This window comes from Kribbella sp. NPDC059898 (assembly GCF_042730855.1).
Lineage (GTDB): Bacteria > Actinomycetota > Actinomycetes > Propionibacteriales > Kribbellaceae > Kribbella.
On sequence record NZ_JBHWKR010000009.1, the window covers coordinates 313,692 to 331,964 of the forward strand.

Annotated in this window: 18 protein-coding genes; 12 read left to right on the forward strand and 6 right to left on the reverse strand. The window is 69.8% G+C overall.

All coding sequences use genetic code 11. From position 1 onward, the window contains the following. The 7 genes from ACFV9C_RS27780 to ACFV9C_RS27810 are packed head-to-tail and all read left to right on the forward strand — an operon-like array spanning nt 1 to nt 6,532. Entirely contained in the window at nt 1–819 is an 819-nt protein-coding gene (locus ACFV9C_RS27780) for an amidohydrolase family protein (protein ID WP_380198199.1), read from the forward strand. A gap of 17 nt (nt 820–836) precedes the next feature. Then, nucleotides 837–1,358 carry an MSMEG_0572/Sll0783 family nitrogen starvation response protein gene (locus ACFV9C_RS27785; RefSeq protein ID WP_360379116.1) on the forward strand — a complete coding sequence of 174 codons (522 nt, stop codon included), beginning with the start codon at nt 837–839 and terminating at the stop codon, nt 1,356–1,358. A 12-nt stretch (nt 1,359–1,370) separates the two neighbouring features. Beyond that, nucleotides 1,371–2,438 carry an MSMEG_0568 family radical SAM protein gene (locus ACFV9C_RS27790; RefSeq protein ID WP_380198203.1) on the forward strand — a complete coding sequence of 356 codons (1,068 nt, stop codon included), beginning with the start codon at nt 1,371–1,373 and terminating at the stop codon, nt 2,436–2,438. A gap of 44 nt (nt 2,439–2,482) precedes the next feature. Then, entirely contained in the window at nt 2,483–3,838 is a 1,356-nt protein-coding gene (locus ACFV9C_RS27795; RefSeq protein WP_380198272.1) for an MSMEG_0567/sll0787 family protein, read from the forward strand. Then, nucleotides 3,835–4,662 carry a carbon-nitrogen hydrolase family protein gene (locus ACFV9C_RS27800; protein WP_380198205.1) on the forward strand — a complete coding sequence of 276 codons (828 nt, stop codon included), beginning with the start codon at nt 3,835–3,837 and terminating at the stop codon, nt 4,660–4,662. The genes ACFV9C_RS27795 and ACFV9C_RS27800 overlap by 4 nt, the downstream gene beginning before the upstream one ends. Continuing rightward, complete coding sequence (locus ACFV9C_RS27805) at nt 4,653–5,471, forward strand: carbon-nitrogen hydrolase family protein (protein ID WP_380198207.1); 819 nt, start codon at nt 4,653–4,655, stop codon at nt 5,469–5,471. The genes ACFV9C_RS27800 and ACFV9C_RS27805 overlap by 10 nt, the downstream gene beginning before the upstream one ends. After that, on the forward strand, nt 5,471–6,532 hold the full coding sequence (locus tag ACFV9C_RS27810) for an MSMEG_0565 family glycosyltransferase (protein ID WP_380198209.1): 1,062 nt from the start codon (nt 5,471–5,473) through the stop codon (nt 6,530–6,532). Before ACFV9C_RS27805 ends, ACFV9C_RS27810 begins: the two co-directional genes overlap by 1 nt. A gap of 173 nt (nt 6,533–6,705) precedes the next feature. Here ACFV9C_RS27810 and ACFV9C_RS27815 read toward each other — a convergent pair whose 3' ends face one another. From ACFV9C_RS27815 to ACFV9C_RS27825, 3 genes are read right to left on the reverse strand one after another with little or no spacing between them, the layout of a single operon-like run. Continuing rightward, nucleotides 6,706–7,656 carry a R2-like ligand-binding oxidase gene (locus ACFV9C_RS27815; RefSeq protein WP_380198211.1) on the reverse strand — a complete coding sequence of 317 codons (951 nt, stop codon included), beginning with the start codon at nt 7,654–7,656 and terminating at the stop codon, nt 6,706–6,708. Beyond that, nucleotides 7,653–8,246: a TetR family transcriptional regulator gene (locus tag ACFV9C_RS27820; protein WP_380198213.1), complete on the reverse strand. Its 594-nt coding sequence runs from the start codon at nt 8,244–8,246 to the stop codon at nt 7,653–7,655. The genes ACFV9C_RS27815 and ACFV9C_RS27820 overlap by 4 nt, the downstream gene beginning before the upstream one ends. A gap of 55 nt (nt 8,247–8,301) precedes the next feature. After that, entirely contained in the window at nt 8,302–9,231 is a 930-nt protein-coding gene (locus ACFV9C_RS27825; protein WP_380198215.1) for a TauD/TfdA dioxygenase family protein, read from the reverse strand. Between the two features lie 111 nt (nt 9,232–9,342). On the opposite strand from ACFV9C_RS27825, the gene larE reads away from it, so the two are divergent. Together larE and ACFV9C_RS27835 are read left to right on the forward strand one after the other, a co-directional pair. Then, nucleotides 9,343–10,818 carry an ATP-dependent sacrificial sulfur transferase LarE gene (gene larE / locus ACFV9C_RS27830; protein ID WP_380198216.1) on the forward strand — a complete coding sequence of 492 codons (1,476 nt, stop codon included), beginning with the start codon at nt 9,343–9,345 and terminating at the stop codon, nt 10,816–10,818. A 106-nt stretch (nt 10,819–10,924) separates the two neighbouring features. Continuing rightward, nucleotides 10,925–11,308 (forward strand): cold-shock protein, encoded by a 384-nt coding sequence (locus tag ACFV9C_RS27835; protein WP_380198218.1) that lies wholly within the window; start codon nt 10,925–10,927, stop codon nt 11,306–11,308. A gap of 2 nt (nt 11,309–11,310) precedes the next feature. Here the strand turns inward: ACFV9C_RS27835 and ACFV9C_RS27840 are convergent, their stop codons facing one another. Then, nucleotides 11,311–12,039 (reverse strand): TetR/AcrR family transcriptional regulator, encoded by a 729-nt coding sequence (locus tag ACFV9C_RS27840; protein ID WP_380198220.1) that lies wholly within the window; start codon nt 12,037–12,039, stop codon nt 11,311–11,313. Nucleotides 12,040–12,140: 101 nt separating this feature from the next. Between ACFV9C_RS27840 and ACFV9C_RS27845 the strand changes: the two genes are divergently transcribed. Then, nucleotides 12,141–13,670, forward strand: a complete 1,530-nt coding sequence (locus ACFV9C_RS27845) for an MFS transporter (RefSeq protein WP_380198221.1) — start codon at nt 12,141–12,143, stop codon at nt 13,668–13,670. A gap of 6 nt (nt 13,671–13,676) precedes the next feature. Here ACFV9C_RS27845 and ACFV9C_RS27850 read toward each other — a convergent pair whose 3' ends face one another. Further along, complete coding sequence (locus ACFV9C_RS27850; RefSeq protein ID WP_380198222.1) at nt 13,677–15,524, reverse strand: MFS transporter; 1,848 nt, start codon at nt 15,522–15,524, stop codon at nt 13,677–13,679. 107 nt (nt 15,525–15,631) lie between these two features. Here ACFV9C_RS27850 and ACFV9C_RS27855 point away from each other — a divergent pair, with 107 nt between their 5' ends. Beyond that, entirely contained in the window at nt 15,632–16,414 is a 783-nt protein-coding gene (locus ACFV9C_RS27855; protein ID WP_380198223.1) for a DUF3027 domain-containing protein, read from the forward strand. Nucleotides 16,415–16,418: 4 nt separating this feature from the next. Here ACFV9C_RS27855 and ACFV9C_RS27860 read toward each other — a convergent pair whose 3' ends face one another. Beyond that, complete coding sequence (locus ACFV9C_RS27860) at nt 16,419–16,727, reverse strand: DUF2530 domain-containing protein (protein WP_380198226.1); 309 nt, start codon at nt 16,725–16,727, stop codon at nt 16,419–16,421. Between the two features lie 73 nt (nt 16,728–16,800). Between ACFV9C_RS27860 and ACFV9C_RS27865 the strand changes: the two genes are divergently transcribed. Continuing rightward, the gene (locus ACFV9C_RS27865) at nt 16,801–18,273 is read left to right on the forward strand and encodes an NCS2 family permease (protein ID WP_380198228.1); all 1,473 of its coding nucleotides are present in this window, start codon (nt 16,801–16,803) and stop codon (nt 18,271–18,273) included.

Below are 18,273 nucleotides of genomic sequence, written 5' to 3' on the forward strand. Positions count from 1 at the left end.
ATGCGTGTTTGCGACGCCCACCGCCACCTCGGCGTACTTCCGGCGTATCCCTTCTACGGCGGCCCTCCGGTCAACCCCGACATCACCGCGCGGGCGACGATCGGTGAGCTGATCGCCGACCTGGACGCCGAGCGGACCGAGCGAGCGCTGGTGATCCCAAACTACGGTGTCCCCGACGTCGCGGTCTCCTTCGGCTTCAACGAGCTCGTCGTCGAGGCGGCCGCCCGGGACGACCGGATCCGGGCCGGCCTGTGGGTCTCGCCCCGGCCGCAGGACGCGGAGCTGACCGCGAAGGCGCTGACCTTGGCGGCCGAACCCGGCGTGCGGGCGCTCAAACTGAGCTTCCTGCTCGGCGGTCACCCGACCGACGACGCCGTCCGTCCACAGCTCGACGAGATCTTCGCGACCGCACGCACCCACGGCCTCGTCGTGCACGTGCACACGTCACCCGGCGCCGCGTCCGACATCGACCACATCGGTCACCTGGTCGAGACGTACGCCGATCACGTGCCGCTGCATCTGGTCCACTTCGGTGGCGGGATGAGCGGCCACATCAAACTGATCGGCTCCCGGTTCTTCGACTGGATCGAGGCCGGCAAGCAGATCTACACCGACCTGTCCTGGGCGATCGGCTTCGCCCCGGGCTGGCTGGCCGCCGAGATCGAACGCCGCGGCACCGGGCACGACCGGGTGCTGTTCGCCAGCGACCAGCCGTGGGGCGACCACGCCGGCGAACTCGCCCGGATCCGCGCCGCGATGGGCGACGGCGAACTCGCCGGCCACGTGTTCCACCGCACCTTCTCCCACCTGTACGACTGATCCAAGGAGCGAACGACATGCCCGAAACCGCCGAACTGACCGACCTCGAGACCAAGAGCCTGGAGGAGATCCCGCACCCCTCGCTGCCCCAGGGCTCCAGCATCTACGGCGGCACCAAGGTGTTCCCGGACTACCAGGCCGAGGACGGCGAGACGTACTTCACCCTGGTGCACGGCATCGCGCACGAGTCCTCGGTGAGCTTCGTCGCGATCCTGCAGGCGACCCGGGCACAACGGAAGGGATTCGAGTCCGCGATCTACTTCTACGGCCCGGGTTCGCTGAACTGCCTGGCCACCCGCGGTTTCCCGACGACCGGCAACTCGGCCTTCCCCGGTGAGCACAACATCAACGAGTCGCTGAAGACGTTCATCGCCGAGGGCGGCAAGGTGTACTGCTGCCGGTTCGGCCTCTCGCTGCACGGCGCCCGCGAGGAGGACCTGATCGAAGGGGTGATCCCGACGCACCCGCTGGACGTACAGGACGCGCTGATCCACTACGCCCGCAAGGGCGCCATCATCAACTCGACCTATATGTTCTGAGAGGTACGTCCGATGAGTGTTGGCACCGATTCGCTGACAGTCAGGGCCGAACTGGCCGTGTACGGCGTGCAGGTGGATGCCCCCGTCAGCCGCACCAAAGGCGCGGGGCCGAGCGACGACGGGCACCTGGTCGTCGACGGCGCCAACGCGACCCTCCCGATAGTTGCTGACAGCCCCTATCAGGTTCGGGACGGCGCGGTGTTCCGCAACGGGCTGGATCTCGGGCTGTCGGTCGAGCCGGTCCGCAGACCGCGGTTCTACGACCTGACCACGGCCGACGGCATCCCGTACCGCCAGATCGCCTTGCTGCACGGCAAGGACGTGCTGGCGACCACGGTGGTGCAGACCTGCATCCGGTACGACGAGTCGACGCGGTGCCGGTTCTGCTCGATCGAGGAGTCGTTGCGTGCCGGGGCGACGATCGCGGCGAAGACGCCCGCGCAGCTGGCCGAGGTCGCCGCGGCGGCGGTCCTGCTCGACGGCGTCACGCAGATGGTGATGACGACGGGTACGACGACCGGCCGGGACCGGGGCGCCCGGAACCTGGTCCGGTCGGTCACGGCGGTCCTGGCCGCCGTACCGGGGCTGCCGATCCAGGTCCAGATCGAGCCGCCCGGGGACCTGTCCGTACTGACCGAGCTCCGCGACGCCGGTGCGACCTCGATCGGCATCCACGTCGAGGCGCTGGACGACGCCGTCCGGCGGAGGTGGATGCCGGGGAAGTCGACCGTCAGCATGGCCGAGTACGAGGCAGCGTGGGACGAGGCTGTCCGGGTGTTCGGGCGGAACCGGGTGTCGACGTACCTGCTGATCGGTCTCGGGGAGGACCCGGACGAGCTGGTCGCCGGGGCCGGCCGGTTGATCGAGCGCGGGGTGTACCCGTTCGTCGTACCGCTCCGCCCGATGCTCGGTACGCTCGCCCGGGCCGATGGAGTGACGGCCCCGGATCCCGCCGTGGTCCGTGATGTGACGGCCCGGGTTGCCGCGCTGCTTGCGGAGGCGGACATGCGGGGCGCGGACCAAGGCGCCGGCTGTGCGGCCTGTGGTGCGTGCAGCTTGTTGTCGGCGGCCGGCGCATGAGTACGACGGCCGGCCCTGCGGCGCTGGTTCAGACGGCTGGTGTGATGCGTGCGGCCGACGTCCACGCCCTCCTCGGCGACCCGGCACCGCCGTTCCTGATCGAGGAAGCAGACGTCGCGGCCCGTCGTACCTACCACCATCTGAGGCACCAGGCCTTCGTTGAACACCAAGGCCTCTTCGGCCACACCGACCTCGACGACCGCGACGACGACCCACGGACGGTCGTTCTGACAGCGAGGGATCACACCGGGACCGTCATAGGTGGTGTTCGGCTGGGGCCGGCAACGCCAGAGCCTGACATCGGCTGGTGGCAAGGCGGCCGCCTGGTGGCGGCTCCCTCGACTAGGGGAGTGGGAGCTGCATTGGTGCGGGCTGCGTGTGCCCGGGCCGAGGCGACTGGTGCTGTGCGGTTTGACGCGACTGTGCAGCTTGGGACTCAGCGGTTCTTTCAGCGGCTTGGTTGGGACACCGTCAGGCCGGTGACGGTTGCGGAGACACCGCATGTGTTGATGCGGTGGCCGATCGGGCGGATCGCTCGGTTGGCTGCGACCACGAAGGGCGAGCTGGGCCCTTTGCTGCAAGGGATCGGGCCGGCCGGGTACGTCGGCGACGACGGGGCACCCGTGCCGGGCAGTGACCTGGTTGCGGCCTGTGACGCGATTCTGCCCGCGATGGTCGAGCGCGATCCCGAATGGGCCGGCTGGTGCGCGGTGCTGGTGAACGTCAACGATCTCGCCGCGATGGGCGCCGTACCGGTCGGCCTGCTGGACGCTCTGGGCGCACGCGACGCCGCCAGCGCTCAACGTGTGCTGCGCGGACTCAAGAAGGCGGCGGAGGCGTACGGCGTACCGATCCTCGGCGGCCACACACAGCTCGGTGTACCGGCGGCGCTCAGCGTCACGGCGCTGGGCCGGACCGCACGGCCGGTGGCCGGTGGCGGTGGACGGCCGGGTGAGCAGGTCCGGTTGACCGTGGACCTCGGTGGCAGCTGGCGACCCGGGTACGCCGGACGGCAATGGGACTCGACCACCCATCGGCAACCTGACGAGTTGCAGGCAATGACAGCCGCGGTGGGCCGCGCGCAACCGTCAGCGGCGAAGGATGTGTCGATGGCGGGTGTTGTCGGCACGCTGGGCATGCTCGCCGAAGCGTCCGGCTGTGGGGCGGTCCTCGACGTTTCCGACATACCGAAGCCCTCGATGGCATCGATGGGGGACTGGCTGACCTGCTTCCCCGGCTTCGCGATGCTCACCACGGGTGCCCGGGAGCTGGATGCAGGCCCGGCAACCAGCGCGATCTGCGGCGAACTGACCACGGGCCAAGGCGTCGTACTGCGCTGGCCGGACGGCGATGTCACCCCGGCGTTGACCGCCGGCGTGACCGGGATGGGAGCAGCATGACGCTCAGGATGGCGGCGGTGGCCGCGAACTTCGACCGCGACCTGGAGGCGGATTTCGCCCGGGTGGAGCGCCTGATCGGGCAGGCCCGCGAGGCCGGCGTACGTCTGCTCGCACTGCCGGAAGGCACTCTCGGCGGGTACCTGCTCAGCCTCGACGGCACGGCGGAGCCGCCGCCGGCCTTCACGCCGGACAGCCCCGAGATCCGGCGGCTCGCGCGGCTGGCCGGCGATATGGTCGTCACCGCCGGGTACGCCGAAGCGGCCGGCGGACTGATCTACAACAGCGCGGTCTGCGTGACGGGTGACGGCGTACTCGGGCAGCACCGAAAGGTGCACCAGCCGTTGCGGGAGGACGAGCACTACGCGGCGGGCGACCGGTTCGAGGCGTTCGACACCCCGGTCGGGCGGCTGGGCCTGATGATCTGTTATGACAAGGCATTCCCGGAGGCAGCCCGGACGCTGGCCCTGGACGGCGCGCAGATCATCGTGTGTATGTCGGCCTGGCCCGGAGCGCGGACGAACCCGGATCCGGATCTGGCGCAGGACCGGTGGAAGCGGCGGTTCGACCTGTTCGACCGGGCCAGGGCGCTGGAGAACCAGGTGGTCTGGCTGTCGGCGAACCAGTCCGGCACGTTCGGTTCGCTGCGGTTCGTGGCGAGCGCCAAGGTTGTCGACCCGGGCGGCGAGATCCTCGCGGACACCGGCGTCACCGGAGGGATGGCGATCGCCGAGCTGGACGTCGGGCAGGCGCTGGAGCTGGCCCGGCGCTCGATGGGGCATCTGCGCGACCGGCGCCCGGAGGCGTACGAGCCGGCATGGGCCTGAAGATCGGAGCGGTGGCCGCGGGGTTCACGCGGGATCTCGAGTTCGACCTGTCCCGGGTCGAGGCGCTGATCCGGCACGGCCGCCGCGACGAGGTGCAGCTGCTCGTACTGCCCGACGCCGTACTCGGCGGGTACCTCGACGACCTGAGCAACCCGGCGCTCGACGACCTCCCACCCGCGCTCACCCTCGACGATCCGCTGATTTCCAAGGTGATCGCGATGGCGGGCGAGATGGTGGTCTGCTTCGGCTTCTGCGAGCGCGACGGTGCGCAGCGCTACAACACCGCGTTGTGCGTCACCGGTGACGGGATCCTCGGCCGGCACCGCAAGGTGCACCAGCCACCGGGCGAGCGCGCGATCTTTGCCGCGGGCAACGAATTCGCCGGGTTCGACACGCCGGCCGGCCGGATCGGCATGATGATCGACTACGACAAGACGTTCCCGGAGGCGGCCCGTGCGCTGGCGGTGGACGGCGCGGACCTGATCGCCTGCCTGTGCGCGTGGCCGACCAGCATCACCAACCGGGCGGCGCGGATGAACGAGGACCGCCAGTCGCGGCTGTTCGACCTCTACGACCGGTCGCGCGCCGCCGAGAACCAGGTGGTGCTGGTCTCGTCCAACCTGACCGGTTCGATCGGCGGCCTGCGGTTCCTCGGCCAGTCCAAGGTGGTCGGCCCGGGCGGTGACATCGTCGCCCGGACCTGGTCGAAGGCCGGGATCGCGATCGCGGACGTCGACGTACGGGCCGAGCTCGAGACCGCGCGGCGGGTGCTGCACCACCTCGACGAGCGCCGGCCGGAGGTCTACTGATGCGGATCGCGTTGCTCAGCTATTCGACCAAACCCCGGGGCGGTGTCGTGCACACGCTCTACCTCGCCGAGGCACTCGCGGCGGCGGGTGCCGACGTCACCGTCTGGTCGCTCGCGCGTGGTGGCGACGAGGGGTTCTTCCGGCCGGTGGACCCGCGGGTGCGGCTGTCGCTGGTTCCGTTCCCGGATCGGCCCGGTGAGGGCGTCGGCGCGCGCATCCTCCGGTTCATCGCCGTACTGCGGGACGCCTTCGACGGATCGCGGTACGACGTCGTGCACGCCCAGGACTGCATCAGTGCGAACGCCGCCGGGCGCTGCATCCGAACCGTGCATCACCTCGACCGGTTCACCACGCCGGAGCTGGCCGCCTGCCACGAACGTGCGATCGTACGACCGTACGCGCACGTCTGCGTGTCCACCGCGGTCGCCGGTGAACTGCTCGCCGGTTGGGGGCTCAAGGCAACAGTCATCCCGAACGGCGTGGACGCCGCGCGGTTCGCGGCCGCCGCGGCGGACGGGGCGGCCGTCGGCAGGTGGCGCCGGCGACTCGGCCGGTACGTGCTCACCGTCGGCGGCATCGAGCCGCGCAAAGGCTCCCTCGACCTCCTGGAGGCCTACGCCCGGCTCGGGACGGCGGAGCTGAGGTTGGTGGTCGCGGGCGGGGAGACGTTGTTCGACTACCGCGGCTACCGCACCGCGTGGGACGAGCGGGCGGCCGAGCTCGGTGTCGAGCCGGTCGTGCTCGGCACGGTCGACGACGCGCAGCTCCCGAGCCTGGTCGCGGGCGCCGAGGTGTTCGCGTTCCCGTCGGCCAAGGAAGGTTTCGGTCTCGCGCCCCTGGAGGCGCTGGCGGCCGGCGTGCCGCTGGTGGTGTCGGATCTCCCGGTGTTCCACGAGATCTTCGGCGACGCGGCGACGTACGCAACCGGCCCGACCGCTTTGGCCGAAGCCTTGCGCACAGCGGACCGCACTCGGGCGGAGCTGGGCCGCAAGGTCGCCGGCAGCTACACCTGGTCTGCCGCAGCCCAGGCGCACCTCGACCTCTACGCGCGCCTCGGCTGATGGGACCGATCGACAGGTAGTGCACCAGCGAGACACTGTACGCGTCGACGCGACGACGCTCAGGTGCACTACCTTGCCACCGACACCTCCTGTCGTTAGGCCCGCAGAGCCGTGACCAATTCCGCAAACTTCTCGCGGGATTGGGGCTGCCCGCGCTGACCGGACAGGACCTGTCAGCGGACGGCGGCGAGGGCGGCTGAGTCCTCGTCGCCGAAGGTGTCCTCGAGCTTTTCGGGCGAGTAGTCGAGGTCGATCCCGGCGACGTCCGCGCCGACTGCCGACTCGATCGCGCCGAGGCGGCGGGTGGCGCGGTCGCCGGCATACGTCATCAGTGCGGTCGGGTTGATCTCCGCCGGGAGCTCGGGGGAGTTGTCCATCGCCCACTGGATCTGCGTCAGCGCGTGCGGGAGCAGTTCCTCCATCGTGTCGGTGACGATCTTCCAGTTCGACTCGTCGGCGGCGACGTGCCGGCGGCAGGTGAACGTGCCCCAGGCCATGTGCCGGCGCTCGTCGTCGCCGATCCGCCGGATCAGCTCCTGCATGCCGGGCAGAACGCCGCGAGACGTGCAGAGCAAGTTCCACCCGTGGTATCCGGTGAGGGCGAGCGTTCCTTCGACGACATGGTTGTACGTCACCGACGCGCGCACCTGGTTGGACGGCGACGGGTCGTCGGCCAGCGACTTCAGGGCGACCGGCAGCGCCTCGTAGAAGATCGCGCGGTACCCGGGGTTGTTCTCGACGTACCGGTGCAGGTCCTCGGTGACGCCGACCGCGTCCAGCCAGAGCCGGAAGACCGCGGTGTGCTTGGCCTCCTCGAAACAGAACTGCGTCAGGTACATCTCGTCGCCGAAGCGCCCCTCGGCCGACATCGCCTGCAGGAACGGCTGCAGGTCCTCGGTCACCGCCTCCTCGCCCGCGATGAACTGCGAGCAGAGCATCAGGGCGTTGTCCTTGTCGTTGTCGTTCAGCTCCTGCCAGTCCTTCGCGTCCTGGCTGAAGTCGATGTCGCGCGGGTTCCAGAACTTGCGGTTGCCCTTGTCGAAGAGCCTGAGCGGCAGGGCGTCCCAGTTGAAGCCACCAGACTTCAAGGAACTGAAACCCTGCCGGTGCAGTGGATTCGTCATACGTGCAGCCTCCGAGACTCGGCGAGGAAGGGTGAGAGGACGCGGGCCAGCTGCGCCGCCACCACCGCGGGGGGAGGGCCCGGGGTGACGATGTGGCTGATGACGACGCGCAGTGCGACGTCGACGCAGCTGGTCGCGTCCTCCGCTGGTACCTCCGGCCAGTGCTCCCTGACATGGGCATCCAGCCGGAGGTGTGCCAGTTCCAGCACCTGCTGTCCCCGTGTCGTCAGCAGCTGACTGGCCTGGTCCGATCCCGGCTGGCTCAGCGCGGCCTTCACCAGCGGGGTCTCCCCGGCCAGCGTGAGTGCCCGCTCGACCGCGGCCCGGAGGCCGTCGATCGGGTCGGACTCCTCGGCGAGCGCTGTGTTCACATCCAGCAGGAACCGCTCGGTCTCGCGTGCCGCGACGGCCTCCAGTACGCCCCACTTGTCGCCGAACTCGTTGTACACGGTCTGCCGGGACACCCCGGTCCGACGAGCGACCTCCGCCATCCGGAGCGCGTCGTACCCACCTGTCTCGATGGCGTCCTGTGCAGCGTCCAGCAACTCGTCACGAAGGCGGCGTTTGGTCCGGTCGGCAAACGAGTCCATGCGGACGAGGGTTTACAAAAATGCTCCCGATGTCAAGAGGCCGGACAGTGTGTCGTCAGCTGTCAAGCGTGGAGTAGTGCGAGGCGTCGCCGGTGCGCAACGTACTGCGGACCCCGTCGACACTCACCGGGACGTCGCCGGCTAGCGTGATCCGGTGCAGCCGGCGTGGCAGGTCGTCGTAGTCGGCGACGCCGAAGTGCTGGGTGGCGCGGTTGTCCCAGATCGCCAGGTCGCCGGGCTGCCAGTGCCAGCGGACGGTGTTGTCGTTGTTCGTCACGCGGTTCTGCAGCAGCTGGAACAGGGCCGTGGTCTCGGTCGAGCTGAGGCCGACGAAGCGCCGGACGAAATGACCGAGGATCAGCGAGCGCTCACCGGTCTCGGGATGTACGCGGACCACCGGGTGCTCGGTCTCGAACAGCCTCGACTCGAACTGCTGGTGGTGCTCCTCGTACTTCACGTCCACCCCGCCGATCCGCCCCTCGTCGGCGTGCCCCGCGTAGTCGTACACGTTGCTGTGCACCGCCCACAGCCGATCCACCAGCGCCTGCAGCGCGCGCGGGAGATTCGCGTACGCCGTCACCGTGTTCGCCCAGGTGGTGTCGCCGCCGTACGCCGGGAGCCTGACCGCCCGGAGCAGGCTGATCGCGGGGATCCGGTCGACGAACGTGACGTCGGTGTGCCAGCTGTTCGCCTTGCTGTAGTCGGAGTCGATCGGCAGCACGTTCGCGGCCCCGTCGAGGCTCCGCGAGGTCGGGTGCGCGAGCGTCGGCGTACCAAGCAGCTTCGCGAACGCGAGCTGACCCGCGTCGTCGAGGTGCTGCTGCTCCCGGAAGAAGATCACCTTGTGCTCCAGCAGTGCGGCCCGGATCGCCGCCACGGTCTCCGCCGCCAGGTCCCCGCCCAGCTGGACGTTCCCGATCACTGCCCCGAGTGCCCCGCCCACCTTGTTGACGGTGATCTCCGGTGCCTGCAGTTGTACGGTCATGGTTCGCTCCCTCACGGTCGGTTAAGTTCAATAATCCAACTGAATTAGTAGACTTTGGGGTTGTTTCGGGATGCGAGACCGGGTGCGTGACGGGTCACGTAGTGTGGGGGTGTGTCGACCGCCGCTCTTGAACCTGCCCCTGATACCGCCGATGTGCCGGAGTTGGTTGTCGGGTTCGACCTGGACATGACGTTGATCGACTCGCGGCCGGGGATCCAGGTGGTGTGGGACCTGCTGGCCGCGGAGACCGGCGTACCGATCGACTCCGAACTGGTCGTCAGCCGGCTCGGGCCGCCGCTGACCTGGGAGATGGCGAACTGGTTCCCGCCGGAGCAGGTCGACGCGATGGTCGCGCGGTACCGCGAGCACTACCCGTCGCACGCGATCTCTGGCAGCCTGCCGCTCCCGGGTGTGGCCGAGTCGCTGGCCGCGATCCGCGCGCTCCGCGGCCGCACGATGGTGGTGTCCGCGAAGTACGCCCCGTCCGTCCGGCTGCACCTGGAGCACCTCGGCCTGGACGTCGACGAGCCGGTCGGCGACCTGCACGGGGCCGAGAAGGGCACGGCGCTGCGTGAGCACGGCGCGACGGTCTTCGTCGGTGACCACACCGCGGATATCGACGGCGCGCACGCCGCGGGCGCGATCGCGGTGTCGGTGGCGACCGGGCCGTTCACGGCGGACGAGTTGCGCGCGTACGGCGCCGACGTCGTACTGAACGACCTGACCGAGTTCCCGGCGTGGCTCGAGGAGTACGTGCTGGAGCAGCGGCTCGAGGCGTTGATGCGGCGGCTGTCGTCGTACGACAAGATGGTCGTCGCGTTCAGCGGCGGCGCCGACTCGGCGTTCCTGCTGGCGGCCGCGGCGCGGGCGATCGGCCCGGCGAACGTGATCGCCGCGACCGCGATCTCGCCGTCGCTCCCGTCAGCCGAGCTGGAGCCGGCGGCGCGGTTCGCGGACGGCCTCGGCGTACGGCATGTCACTCCGCACACGCACGAGATGGAGCGCGAGGGGTACCAGGCGAACTCGGGTGCCCGGTGCTACTTCTGCAAGGCCGAGCTGATCGAGACGCTGCAGCCGATCGCCGACGAGTTCGGCATCACCGCGATCGGCACCGGGACCAACGCCGACGACGCGATCGCCGGCTTCCGCCCGGGCATCCGGGCCGCCTTCGAACGCGGCGCGCTGACGCCGTTGCGCGATGCCCGGCTGACCAAGGCGCAGATCCGTACGGCGTCCCGCAGCTGGGGACTGGAGACGTCCGACAAGCCGGCCGCGGCCTGCCTGTCGAGCCGGATCGCGTACGGCATCCGGATCACCCCGAACCTGCTCGCCCGGGTCGACCGCGCCGAGCAGGCGGTCCGGACGAGGTTGTCGTCGTACGGCGTCGAGAACGTCCGCGTCCGTGACCTCGGGGACAGCGCCTCGATCGAGATCGACGCGGCGCTGCTCGATCGCGTCGACCAGCGGGAACTGGTGGCGGCCGTCGTCGCGGAAGGGTTCGCGACCGCGCAGGTCGACCCGCGCGGATTCCGCTCCGGGTCGATGAACGAACGGCTGCCGGAACCCGAAAAGTACCGAAACCTTTGAGGGGTGCGGGACGCTGCCGGATCAGGTAGTTTCCCGGAGGCGCGGTTGCGCCGGTTCACGTACGCTTGGTTTTCGATTACCCACATTGACGACTGAAGAGGTTCCCGTGCCCGTTGGCAAGGTGAAGTGGTATGACTCCGAGAAGGGGTTCGGATTCCTCAGCAAGGAGGAGGGCGGGGACGTCTACGTCCGCGCCGAGGCCTTGCCGTCGGGTGTGACCAACCTGAAGCCGGGCCAGAAGGTCGAGTTCGGCGTCGTCGAGGGCCGCAAGGGCGAACAGGCCCTGCAGGTCCGGCTGATCGACCCGCCGCCGTCGGTGGCCAAGGCGATGCGGCCGAAGCCCGAGGAGATGCAGGTCGTCATCGAGGACCTGATCAAACTCCTCGACCGGATCGGTGAGGGCTACCGGCACGGCCGGCAGCCCGACAACAAGTCCGCCCGCCAGGTCGCGACCGTGCTGCGCGGGGTCGCGGACAAGCTCGACGTCTGAGCTCAGCCGGCCAATCGATCGATCCGGAACTGGATGCCGTCCAGCACGGTGTCCAGCCCGAAGCCGAACTCCGCCGCGTCGAAGTCGCCCGCGTACACGTCGTCCTCTGGTTGCTCCAGCGTGGCCGCGATGCCGGGGAAGCGGTCCGGGGTGGCCAGCATCGTCAGGCGCCGGGTGTAGAGCCGGTCCGCCTCGCGGACGTCGTCCGGTTCGGTGCGCATGTTCGCGGTGAGTTGCGCCGTACCGCGGATGTAGATGTTCACGAGCAGCATCGCGGACAGTTTGTCCTGCGGGCTCAGCGGCGTGCCGTCGAACGCTGCCAGCCCGGACTCCATCCACGCCAGCTGGTTCGGTGACAGCGGCGGGTCGACGATCGGGATCTGCAGGATCCACGGGTGCTCGCGGAGCCCGTCACGGAACGCCGTCGCCCAGGTGGTCACCTGCTCGCGCCAGCTCTGCCCCGGGTTGAGCGCCGGTGGTTCGGCGAAGGCGTGTTCGAGCATGACGACGTACAGGTCGTCCTTGGCGTCGACGTACCGGTAGAGCGACATCGTGGTGAAGCCGAGCTCGGCGGCCACCTTGCTCATCGAGACCGCCGGCAGCCCACCCGCGTCGGCCAGCTTGATCGCGGCCCGCGCGATGTCGCTGATGTGGAACGCCGGCTTGGGGCCTGGCCTGCTGCGCCCTTCGAAACCCCAGAGCTGCTGCAGGACCCTCGGTAGCTCTTCCATGATTTCCACTCTATCTGTTTACAGCATAGACAGTCATGTGTCATGGTCTGTGTACGGCGCACACAGTGTGCGGCGTAGACAGATAAACCGGAGGGGTCGTCATGGGTACGAACGAACGGGCGGGACGCAAGGAGTGGATCGCGCTCGGCGTGCTCGCACTGCCGCTGCTGCTGGTCTCGATGGACGTCTCGGTTCTCTACTTCGCGGTGCCGTTCATCTCGGCCGACCTCGGCGTGAGCGCGACCGAGCAGCTGTGGATCTTCGACATCTACGGCTTCGTGCTCGCCGGCCTGCTGATCACGATGGGCTCGCTCGGCGACCGGATCGGCCGCCGCAAGCTGCTGCTGTTCGGCGCGCTCGGGTTCGGCCTTGCCTCCGTCGCCGCGGCGTACGCGCAGAACCCCGAGCAGCTGATCGCGGCCCGCGCCGTACTCGGCATCGGCGGCGCGACCCTGATGCCGTCGACGCTGGCGCTGATCCGGAACATGTTCCACGACGCCAAGCAGCGGCAGAAGGCGATCGCGTTCTGGAGCGCGGTGATGATGGGCGGGATCACCCTCGGGCCGGTGCTCGGCGGGTTCCTGCTGGAGCACTTCTGGTGGGGCTCGGTGTTCCTGATCAACACCCCGGCGATGGTGCTGCTGCTCGTGCTCGCGCCGGTGCTGCTGCCGGAGTTCAAGGCGCCGGTGCGCGGGCGGTTCGACCTGCTGGGCTCGGTGCTGTCACTGGCCGCCGTACTGCCGGTGATCTGGGGGATCAAGGAGCTGGCGGCCAACGGTGTCTCCGCGCTGCCGGTGGTCGCGATTGTTGCCGGGCTGGTGTTCGGGGTGCTGTTCGTACGGCGGCAGCGGACCGCGGAGCACCCGATGGTGGACCTGTCGATGTTCCGGAACCGGGCGTTCAGCGGGTCGCTGGCCGCGAACACGATCGGGACCTTGGCGCTGGTCGGCAACGCGGTCTTCCTCACGCAGTACCTGCAGCTGGTGCACGGGCTGTCGCCGCTGAAGGCCGCGCTGTGGTCACTCGCGCCGTCGGTGCTCGTCGGTGGAGCTGCACCGTTGGCGACCGCGCTGGCGGGGAAGTTCGACCGGGCCTACGTGATCGGTGGGGCCTTTGTACTCGCGGCTTCCGGGTACGGCGTACTCACCCAGGTGCACGTCGACTCGTCGCTGGCCGTCCCGCTGGTCGGGGCCGGTCTGCTCGCGGCGGGCCTGGTGATGGTGATGACGCTGGTGACCGAGGCCGTTGTCGGTTCGGTCGCTCCGGAGCGGGCCGGGTCGGCGTCCGCCGTGATGGAGACCTGCTCGGAGTTCGGCGGCGCGCTCGGCATCGCGATCCTCGGCTCGATCGGCACCGCCGTCTACCGCTCCGACCTCCCCGCCGGCGCCACCGGCGCCGTCCGCGAGGGCCTCCCCGCAGCCACCGCCGCAGCCGCCCACCTCCCGGCCCAGCTCGCCGGCACAGTCCTCACCACCGCCCGCCACGCCTTCACCCACAGCATGAACGTCGTCGCCCTGGTCGGCACGATCCTCCTCCTGACCACCGCGGTAGCCACCACCCTCACCCTCCACGGCACCAAGCCCGCCGAGGAACCGGCTACCGAGGAGGCGGACTTGGTTCCCACCGCCTGACCCCACTCAGCGGGGTGGACGGCGAGGGGTGTTGGGGCGGCGTTTGAAGGGGGAGGGGTTGCGTTCTTCGGTGGGTTCTTCGGACCAGGGGGCCGGCTCTTCGGTGGTGTTCTCGTCTTCTTCCGGTTGGCCGCTCCACCAGCGGCCGACGGGTTGTTCGGGGGCGCCGGTCCGCCACTCCACGGTGGGTTCGTCCTCGGTGGTGGAGCGGCGGGCGCGGTTGGCGCGTTCCTCGGCGACGCTGAGGATGGTGCGGGACGTGCTCTCCGGGTGCTCGTCGTACGGCGCCTGCCGGTGCGGATGATGCGGGCCGTCCGTCCGCGGACCACCGAGCCCGCCGGGACGCAGCGGTCCTTCGGTCGGGTGTGGCGCCGGGCGCATCCGCAGTACCAGGAAGACCACGATCAGCAGCACCCCGGCGAGGAACCCGAACCCGAGCCGCGGGATCAGCGGCAGCACGATCCCGCACCCGCCGCCGATCACCCAGGCGAGCTGCAGCACGGTCTCCGAGCGCGCGAACACCGACGTCCGCACGGACTCCGGTACGTCGCGCTGGATCATCGCGTCCAGGGACAGCTTCCCGAGCGAGCTGCACAACCCGGCGACCAGGCCGAGCGCCACCAGGATCGGCAGCCCGTACAGCACCGCGACCGCGATCGCGACCGCCGCGTCCGCGAGCAGCACTACGAGCACGACGCCCTCCGGCTTACGGGCCTTGAGCAACGATCCGAGCACGGTGCCGAGGCTGTTGCCGATCCCGGCCGCGGCGATCACCGCGCCGGCCGCGACCGCGCCCTTCACTCCGCTGATCGGCTGGTCGCGGAGCAGGAACGCCAGATACATGGTCAGGAACCCGGACACGAACCGCAGCCCGAGGTTGCAGCGGATCCCGCGCGCCACCGCGGCGGTGATCGCGCGCCTGCGGGCGTCCCGGCCCGCCGTACCGGTGACCTCCGCGTCGGCGGGGGAGTCGACCGCGCTCGGCAGCCGGATCGCGAGGATCAGGCCGACGATGTACACCAGCGCGGCCCAGCGCAGCGACCACTGCGGGCCGATCGCGGCGAACGCGCCCGCGAGCCCGGCGCCGATCGCCCCGCCGGCGACACCGGCGAGCGAGATCCGGGAGTTCGCCGTGACCAGCGTGATCTGTTTCGGCAGCAGCCGCGGTACGGCGGACGCGCGCGTGACGCCGTACGCCTTGGAGGCCACCAGGCAGCCGAGCGCCGCCGGGTACAGCCAGACGGAGTTCTGGCTGGTGATCGAGGACGCCAGCGCCCAGACCAGGAACGCGCGGGCGCCGAGCGTGGCGCCGATCGCCCACCGGCGGCCGTGCCGGAACCGGTCGAGGATCGGGCCGATCAGCGGCGCCATCAACGCGAACGGCGCCATCGTCAGCAGCAGGAACAACGCGACCCGGTCCCGCGCCTGGTCGCTCGGCACGGTGAAGAACACGGTCCCGGCCAGCGAGACGGCGAACGCGGTGTCACCGGCGGCGTTCACCGCGCCGAGCTCGATCAGCCGGGACAGGCCGGACTCGCCCGCACCCTGCGCGCCGGTCAGCCCGCGGATCCGCCGCCCGGTCGCCCGGCCGAACTTCCCGCCGGCCGTCGCCGCCTTCCGGGACGCCGACGCGACCCCTTCGGCGCCGACCTTCGAGGCGTGCCCGACCTTCTTCCCCGCACTCCCCACCCGCCCTCGAGCGTCCCCCAACCGGTCGCCGGCCGACTTGCCACCACCCCGCGAACCGGAACCCCCACCTGACCGCTCGCGCCCGTTTCCCGGCTCGTGGCCACGACCGGTGGCCGCTCCGCGGTTCTCGCGGGCGTTCGGGTCGGACGGGTCGGGGGAGTGCATGGAACCATCCTGCCTCTTCCCGGGGACAGACCGCAGGCACCGCGCGTACGAACCGGGTTGCGCGGGCGGTTCGGCGTACGGCGGGAGGCGTGCGAGAATGGGCGATTGTGACTCCCGTCAAAGCACCGGATGCGGCACGTGCCAAGCCCGACGCCGTCTGCGTCGCGGCGGTCGAACCGGCCCGGGAGGCCGCGATCGCCGAAGCAGGCGCCGCCCAGATCGGGGAACACCTCGGTCATCTGGTCGAGGGTGAGCGCCTCGTCACGCACTACTTCGCCTCCGCGCATCCCGGGTACCGCGGCTGGCGCTGGGCCGTCACGCTGACCCGCGCGTCCCGGGCGAAGACCGTCACGGTCAACGAGGTCGTGATGCTCCCCGGCGACGGCGCGGTGGTCGCGCCGGAGTGGGTCCCGTGGTCGGAGCGTGTCCAGCCCGGCGACCTGCGTCCCGGCGACCTGTTCCCGACACTCCCGGACGACCCGCGTCTGGAGCCCGGCTTCACCGACACCACGGACGCCCCCGAGGACGTCCTCACGGTGGTCGAGGAGCTCGGCCTCGGCCGCGAGCGGGTGCTGTCGCCGTTCGGCCGCGAGGAGGCGGCGGAACGCTGGTACGCCGGTGACTTCGGCCCGTCGTCCGCGATCGCCCAGGCGGTCCCGTACAAGTGCCACTCCTGCGGCTACTGGATCCGCCTCGCCGACAGCCTCGGCCAGGCCTTCGGCGTCTGCGCCAACGAAATGGCCCCCGGCGAGGCCCGGGTCGTCGCCTACGACTACGGCTGCGGCGCCCACTCCGACGCCACCGTCGAGTCCCCCGACCACCCCACCACCGAACACGCTTTCGACACCACCGGCTACGACACCCTCGAACTGGCTCCGTCCGAGGACTGACCTTTCAGTCTTCGGTGGCGGGGCGGTGGCCGGCTTGGATGGCGGTCCAGCGGCGTTTGCAGTACCAGAGGCCGATCAGGCCGAGGACGAAACCGGCGACGGGGACCCAGAGCCACCAGTCGAGGCCGTTGTCCTTCAGTTGGCTCCGGAAGATCAGCAGTACGACGAACGCGACCACCCAGAGTGCGATCCCGGTGATCACGCTCGGGATGCCGGACAGGTCGAGCGGCTTGACCTCGGCATGCACCAGCTCCCCGCGCGCCAACTGGCTCGTCGGGTCCGTGCGCTTCTTGGATCCAGCCTCCTCGGTCACGCCCCCAGCTTAACCGCAACGGTTTGACGTAAGTGCTCGCAACTGCCCGGTAGGAACTGGCACTATGCGGATCATGAGCTCGCCCCAGGCCACGTCGGCCCGCTCCCTGTACGGTCCACTCGACTCGTTCTTCAAGATCAGTGACCGCGGATCCACGCTCGGGCGCGAGATCCGTGGCGGGCTGGTCACGTTCTTCACGATGGCGTACATCGTCGTGCTGAACCCGTTGATCATCGGCACGGTCAAGGACGGCTCCGGCCAGTTCGTCGGCGGTGGGACCGACCCGGCGGCGGCGATCGCGAAGATCGCCGTGGCGACCGCGCTGGTCGCCGGCGTGGTCACGATCCTGATGGGCGTGGTAGCGAACTTCCCGCTCGCGCTGGCCACCGGCCTCGGCCTGAACGCGTTCCTCGCGTTCTCGGTCGCGACCAAGATGACCTGGGCCGACGCGATGGGCCTGGTCGTCCTCGAGGGCCTGATCATCCTGGTCCTGGTCCTCACCGGCTTCCGGAAAGCCGTCTTCGAGGCCGTACCGCTGCAGCTGAAGGTCGCGATCAGCGTCGGCATCGGCCTGTTCATCGCGTTCATCGGTGTGATCGACGCCGGGTTCGTACGCCGTCCCGCCGCGCTCTCCGGCCCGCCTGTCGAGCTCGGTGTCGGCGGCAACCTGCGCGGCTGGCCGGTGCTGGTGTTCGTGTTCGGCCTGATCCTGATCGCGATCCTGTACGCGCGGAAGGTGAAGGGCGCGATCCTGATCGGCATCCTGGCCGCGACCGTGCTGGCGATCGTCGTCGAGGCGATCGGCACCATCGGCGCCCGCACGGACAAGAACCCGGGCGGCTGGGGCCTGAGCGTGCCGAAGCTGCCGGACCAATGGTTCACGAAACCGAACCTGGACACGATCGGCGAGTTCAACCTGTTCGGCTCGTTCGGGAAGATCGGGGTGGTGTCGGCGATCCTGCTGATCTTCACGCTGATGCTCGCGGACTTCTTCGACACGATGGGCACGATGACCGCGATCGGCGCCGAGGCCGGGCTGAACGACGCGGACGGCATCCCGCCGAAGTCGCAGGCGATCCTGATCGTGGACAGCATCGCGGCCGCGGCCGGCGGCGCCGCCTCGGTGTCCAGCAACACGTCGTACATCGAATCGGCGTCCGGTGTCGGTGAAGGGGCGCGGACCGGGCTGGCGAGTGTGGTCACCGGGATCTGCTTCCTGATCTCGATGGTGGTCGCGCCGCTGGTGACGCTGGTGCCGTACGAGGCCGCGACGCCGGCGCTGATCCTGGTCGGGTTCCTGATGATGACGCAGGTGAAGGGGATCGACTTCGACGACGTCGAGGTCGCGTTCCCGGCGTTCCTGACGATCGTGCTGATGCCGTTCACGTACTCGATCTCGGCCGGCATCGGCGCGGGCTTCGTCTCGTACGTGATCCTCAAGCTGGTCCGCGGCAAGGCCCGCCAGGTGCACCCGCTGATGTGGGTGGTCTCGGCGCTGTTCGTGGTGTACTTCGCGATCGGCCCGCTGACCGACTGGCTAACCTGA

Excerpts from the sequence above, each read along its gene's own strand:
- ACFV9C_RS27850 (WP_380198222.1), bottom strand. The coding sequence starts at position 15,524 with ATGCACTCCCCCGACCCGTCCGACCCGAACGCCCGCGAGAACCGCGGA.
- ACFV9C_RS27805 (WP_380198207.1), top strand. The coding sequence starts at position 4,653 with ATGGGCCTGAAGATCGGAGCGGTGGCCGCGGGGTTCACGCGGGATCTC.
- ACFV9C_RS27795 (WP_380198272.1), top strand. The coding sequence starts at position 2,483 with ATGCGTGCGGCCGACGTCCACGCCCTCCTCGGCGACCCGGCACCGCCG.
- ACFV9C_RS27845 (WP_380198221.1), top strand. The coding sequence starts at position 12,141 with ATGGGTACGAACGAACGGGCGGGACGCAAGGAGTGGATCGCGCTCGGC.
- ACFV9C_RS27820 (WP_380198213.1), bottom strand. The coding sequence starts at position 8,246 with ATGGACTCGTTTGCCGACCGGACCAAACGCCGCCTTCGTGACGAGTTG.
- ACFV9C_RS27780 (WP_380198199.1), top strand. The coding sequence starts at position 1 with ATGCGTGTTTGCGACGCCCACCGCCACCTCGGCGTACTTCCGGCGTAT.
- ACFV9C_RS27815 (WP_380198211.1), bottom strand. The coding sequence starts at position 7,656 with ATGACGAATCCACTGCACCGGCAGGGTTTCAGTTCCTTGAAGTCTGGT.
- ACFV9C_RS27790 (WP_380198203.1), top strand. The coding sequence starts at position 1,371 with ATGAGTGTTGGCACCGATTCGCTGACAGTCAGGGCCGAACTGGCCGTG.
- ACFV9C_RS27825 (WP_380198215.1), bottom strand. The coding sequence starts at position 9,231 with ATGACCGTACAACTGCAGGCACCGGAGATCACCGTCAACAAGGTGGGC.
- ACFV9C_RS27840 (WP_380198220.1), bottom strand. The coding sequence starts at position 12,039 with ATGGAAGAGCTACCGAGGGTCCTGCAGCAGCTCTGGGGTTTCGAAGGG.
- ACFV9C_RS27865 (WP_380198228.1), top strand. The coding sequence starts at position 16,801 with ATGAGCTCGCCCCAGGCCACGTCGGCCCGCTCCCTGTACGGTCCACTC.
- ACFV9C_RS27800 (WP_380198205.1), top strand. The coding sequence starts at position 3,835 with ATGACGCTCAGGATGGCGGCGGTGGCCGCGAACTTCGACCGCGACCTG.
- ACFV9C_RS27785 (WP_360379116.1), top strand. The coding sequence starts at position 837 with ATGCCCGAAACCGCCGAACTGACCGACCTCGAGACCAAGAGCCTGGAG.
- ACFV9C_RS27810 (WP_380198209.1), top strand. The coding sequence starts at position 5,471 with ATGCGGATCGCGTTGCTCAGCTATTCGACCAAACCCCGGGGCGGTGTC.